This is a genomic window from Mycobacterium sp. TH-M25, assembly GCF_057473665.1.
The window spans coordinates 1-4,107 of sequence record NZ_JBYCLA010000251.1; the positions used below are offsets into that span (position 1 = coordinate 1).

Sequence of the window (4,107 nt, forward strand, 5' to 3'; positions counted from 1 at the left end):
GAAGGATGCGGTTGTGGTGGCCGCCGCCGGCAACGAGGGCGAAGACGAATGCGCCCAGAACCCCGCCTTCGACCCGTTGGACGCCGCCGATCCACGGGATTGGCATCAGGTGAAGACGGTGTCGTCGCCGTCGTGGTTCTCCGACTACGTGTTGTCGGTGGGTGCGGTCGACAACACCGGCGCTCCGGTCAAGAAGAGCCTGGCCGGGCCGTGGGTCGCGGCGGCCGCTCCCGGCGTCGGGATCATGGGGCTCTCTCCGCAAACCGGCGGGCCGGTGAACGCCTATCCGCCGTTGCGTCCGGGTGAGAAGAACATCCCGTTCTGGGGAACGAGTTTTTCGGCGGCCTACGTCAGCGGCGTCGCCGCCCTGGTGCGGGCAAAGTACCCGGCATTGACGGCTCACCAGATCATCAACCGGATCCTGCAGACATCCCACAATCCACCGCGTGGTGTGGACAACCAGGTGGGCTACGGTGTGGTCGATCCGGTGGCGGCGTTGACATTTGACGTGCCGCCCGGTGACCGGCTGGCACCCGGCGCCCACAGCCGATTGATCATTCCGCCGCCGCCGCCGCCACCGCCGGACCACCGTGCCCGCACGGTGGCACTGGGCTTCGCCGGCCTGGTGGCGGTGGCGGTGACGCTGGCGTCGCTGATCGCCCGTGCTCGGCGAGAGCGATGACGGCGACGACGCGGCTCTGCGTTATCGTCGGCGTCCTGACGGCCGGCCTGATCGGCTGGGCAACCGCCGGATTCCCTGGCGCTGCAGCGGGTTTGGTGCTGGGCATCCTCGTCGGCGCGGTTCCCTGGCGCCGGCACCAGCTGTGGTCGTGGCTGATCCTGCTTCGGCAGAGTCGTCGCCCGATCACGCTGAACGAGCCCATCACGGTGGCCAACGACCGGTCCGGGGGTGGCGTCCGCTACCAGGACGGTGTCGCGGTGGTCGCCGTGCAGTTGCTCGGCAAAGCGCACCGGCCGACGTTGTTCACCGGGTCGACCGCCACCTACACCGCCAACACGATCGACATCGCCGAGTTGCGGCCGTTGTTGCAGCAGAGCCTCGGGCTTGCCATCGATTCGCTCAGCGTGGTCAGCGTCGGGTCCCGACGGCGCAGCACCGGCGACTACCCCCGCGTCTACGACACCCTGATCGGCACCCCGCCCTATGCCGGGCAGCGGGAGACGTGGTTGATTGTGCGGATCGCCGCGCTGCGCAACGCCGAGGCGCTGCAGTGGCGGACCTCGATCGGTACCGCAACGCTGGCCGCGGCGCAGCGGATCGCGGCGGCATTGCGGCAGAACGGTATTCGCGCGAAGATCGCGACTGCCACCGACATCGTGGAGCTGGAGCGCCGGCTGGGCAACTCCGGATTGAACGCGCGCCATCAGCGCTGGCGGACGACCCGAGGCGAGGGCGGCTGGTTGACCACCTACTGGTACCGGCCGGACAACATCATTGCGGAGAACCTGGCGCATGCCTGGGCGCTGCGGGTAGATGGACTCATCCAGAACATCACCGTGTTCGGCGATGGCAGCGTGACGGCCACCACCACCGTGCGCAGCGCACAGCCGCCGACGGCTCCACCGAGCGTCATGTTCCAGGTCTTGCCGGGAGAGCAGGCGCGCGCGATCGCGGCCAACCTGTGCGGGCCGATGCCCACACTGCGAGGCGTTCGCCGCGGTGTGCTCGACCGAGCGTTGGTCATTCCGATTGGACCGTCCGGTGTGCTCGTGGGCAAGGTGGACGCCGGTAACCGGTTGATGCTGCCGCTCGACGATCCGGGCGAATTCAGTCGAGTACACATTGCGGCGCAAGACGCGTTGGCCAAACGAATCGTGGTGCGGCTGGCGGGTGCCGGCGAACGCATCACCGTGCACACCCGCGAGCTGCAACGGTGGGCCAGTGTGCGAATGCCCGAGATTGCGGTGGGAACCCAGGTGCGGCCGATCGCCGGCACGACGGTCAGCGTCGTCGACGGGACAGTCACTCCCGCGCCCCGACCTAACACGCTGATCTCGATCGGCGAGCCCGGAACGCCATACCGTGGATCCGCTGATGTGGTCATCACGCAGGTCGGGCCCGCGACCGTCGACATAACCGCCGCCGGGCAATTGCATACGGTCGAGGTCGAGCTGTTCAGGGCCGAAAATCGGTACATATCTTTGGAACCGACACGAATCGGCACGTCTGAGCTCGAATCGGTCGAGGCGGGGAGCGGCGCTTGACCAGTACCGACACGGTCGCCGCACGCAAGCGGTTCGACCAAGCTATGGCGGCATTCGACACCGATGTGTCGGCCGCACAGGCGCGGTTTCGCGAGGCCAGCGATCTGGACCAGTCGATGGCCGATGCGTGGCTGGGCCGGATCGCCGCCGGCGACGAGGAGTTATCGACGCTGCAGCAGCTCTATGCGTACGGGGCGCGGTTGCACCGGGAAACCAATCGGCTGGGTGTGCGGCTGTCGGCAGCCGTGAAGGCCGGACCGTTCCTGTCGATTTCGGTGACGGAGTCCTCGCATGCCGGTCTAGCGCTGGCCCGCGCGCTGATCGACGACGCCCAATACGAGAAAGCCGAAGCGCTGCTGCAAGACCCGGCCCTGCTGGACACGTGGGAAAACCATCAGTGGCAGCAATACGTGCGCGCCTACCTGATGTTCGCGACCCAACGATGGCCCGACGTGATCTCGGTGGCGGCGACGGTCTTGCCGCCGCAGGCGATCATCATGTCGGCGGTCACTGCGGCAACCAACGCGCTGGCCGCGCACGCAGCGGCCCATCTCGGGCAGGCGCGGGTCGCGCTGGATTGGGCGGACCGGGTCGAGCTGCGCGCCGGCGGCGCGGTCGAGGCCCGCCGCCAGCAATTGGTCGACACCGCGGTCACCGCGATCGACCCCAACGAATTTCCTTTGATCGCCGCTGATCTCGCCTATGTGCGGGGGATGGCGCACCGCCAGCTCGACGAGGAAGACAAGGCTCAGATATGGCTGTCCAAGGCCTCGATCAACGGGGCATTGATCGAGGCGGCCAAGGAGGCGCTGGCCGACCCGCAGCTGCGGCTGGTCGTTACCGACGAGGAGACCATCAACACCCGCACCAACAAGTGGGATGTCAGCACCGAGCGGTCGGCATCGGATCGCCGCGCTGAACAGAACGAGGAGCGGCGCGAGGAACTGCTGACCGAGGGCCGGACGTTACTCAACAATCAGGTCGGGCTCAGCGAAGTCAAACGCGCGGTCGCGGAATTGGAAGACCAGATCGAAGTCCGCGCCTTGCGGATGGCCGCCGGGTTGCCGGTGACCAATCAGACCAACCATATGTTGTTGGTCGGCCCGCCCGGTACCGGTAAGACGACGACGGCCGAGGCGCTGGGCAAGATCTACGCGGGACTGGGTATTGTGCGCCATCCCGAGATCATCGAAGTCAAACGCGCCGATTTCTGCGGCGAGCACATCGGCGCTTCCGGTCCGAAAACCAATGAGCTGATTGCCCGTTCGCTTGGCCGCATCCTCTTCATGGACGAGTTCTACAGCCTGGTCGAGCGTCACCACGACGGCCGGCCGGACATGATCGGCATGGAAGCGGTCAACCAGCTTCTGGTGGCCCTCGAGGTGCACCGCTTCGACTTCTGCTTCATCGGCGCGGGATATGAGAAGGAAGTCGACGAATTCCTCACGGTGAACCCGGGTTTGGCTGGCCGGTTCAATCGCAAGCTGCGGTTCGCCTCCTACGCCCCCGATGAACTGGTCGAGATCGCGGTGCGTTACGGACAGCCACGGGCGACGGTGATCGAACCCGCTGCGCGCGAGGCACTGAACATGGCGTGCAAGACGCTGCGGGCCCACCTGGCGCCGGACGGGACGCACGGCATCGACGTGATGCAGAACGGGCGCTTCGCCCGCAACGTCGTCGAACGGGCTGAGCGGCTGCGGGATTCCCGGGTGGCCGCCCAGCACCGCACCGCAAGAGGCTCGGTCACGATTGAAGACCTCGAGACGCTGCGAACCCAGGATATCGTCGCGGCTGTGACCGACGCCTGTGCGGAAAAGCATGTGCCGATTCGTCTTTGAGCGCATGGCCGCGCTTATGTGTAGGTCAACGGTATTTAGC

3 protein-coding genes are annotated in these 4,107 nt (G+C 66.7%); all 3 read left to right on the forward strand.

From position 1 onward, the window contains the following. Positions 1–682: S8 family serine peptidase (locus AC2VOU_RS08410; RefSeq protein ID WP_486956960.1), on the forward strand; the 682-nt coding region annotated here is incomplete at its 5' end. Continuing rightward, entirely contained in the window at positions 679–2,226 is a 1,548-nt protein-coding gene (gene eccE / locus AC2VOU_RS08415) for a type VII secretion protein EccE (RefSeq protein WP_486956961.1), read from the forward strand. The genes AC2VOU_RS08410 and eccE, both read left to right, overlap by 4 nt. A 44-nt stretch (positions 2,227–2,270) precedes the next feature. Next, entirely contained in the window at positions 2,271–4,067 is a 1,797-nt protein-coding gene (eccA, locus tag AC2VOU_RS08420; protein WP_486956962.1) for a type VII secretion AAA-ATPase EccA, read from the forward strand. Positions 4,068–4,107: the final 40 nt, after the last annotated feature.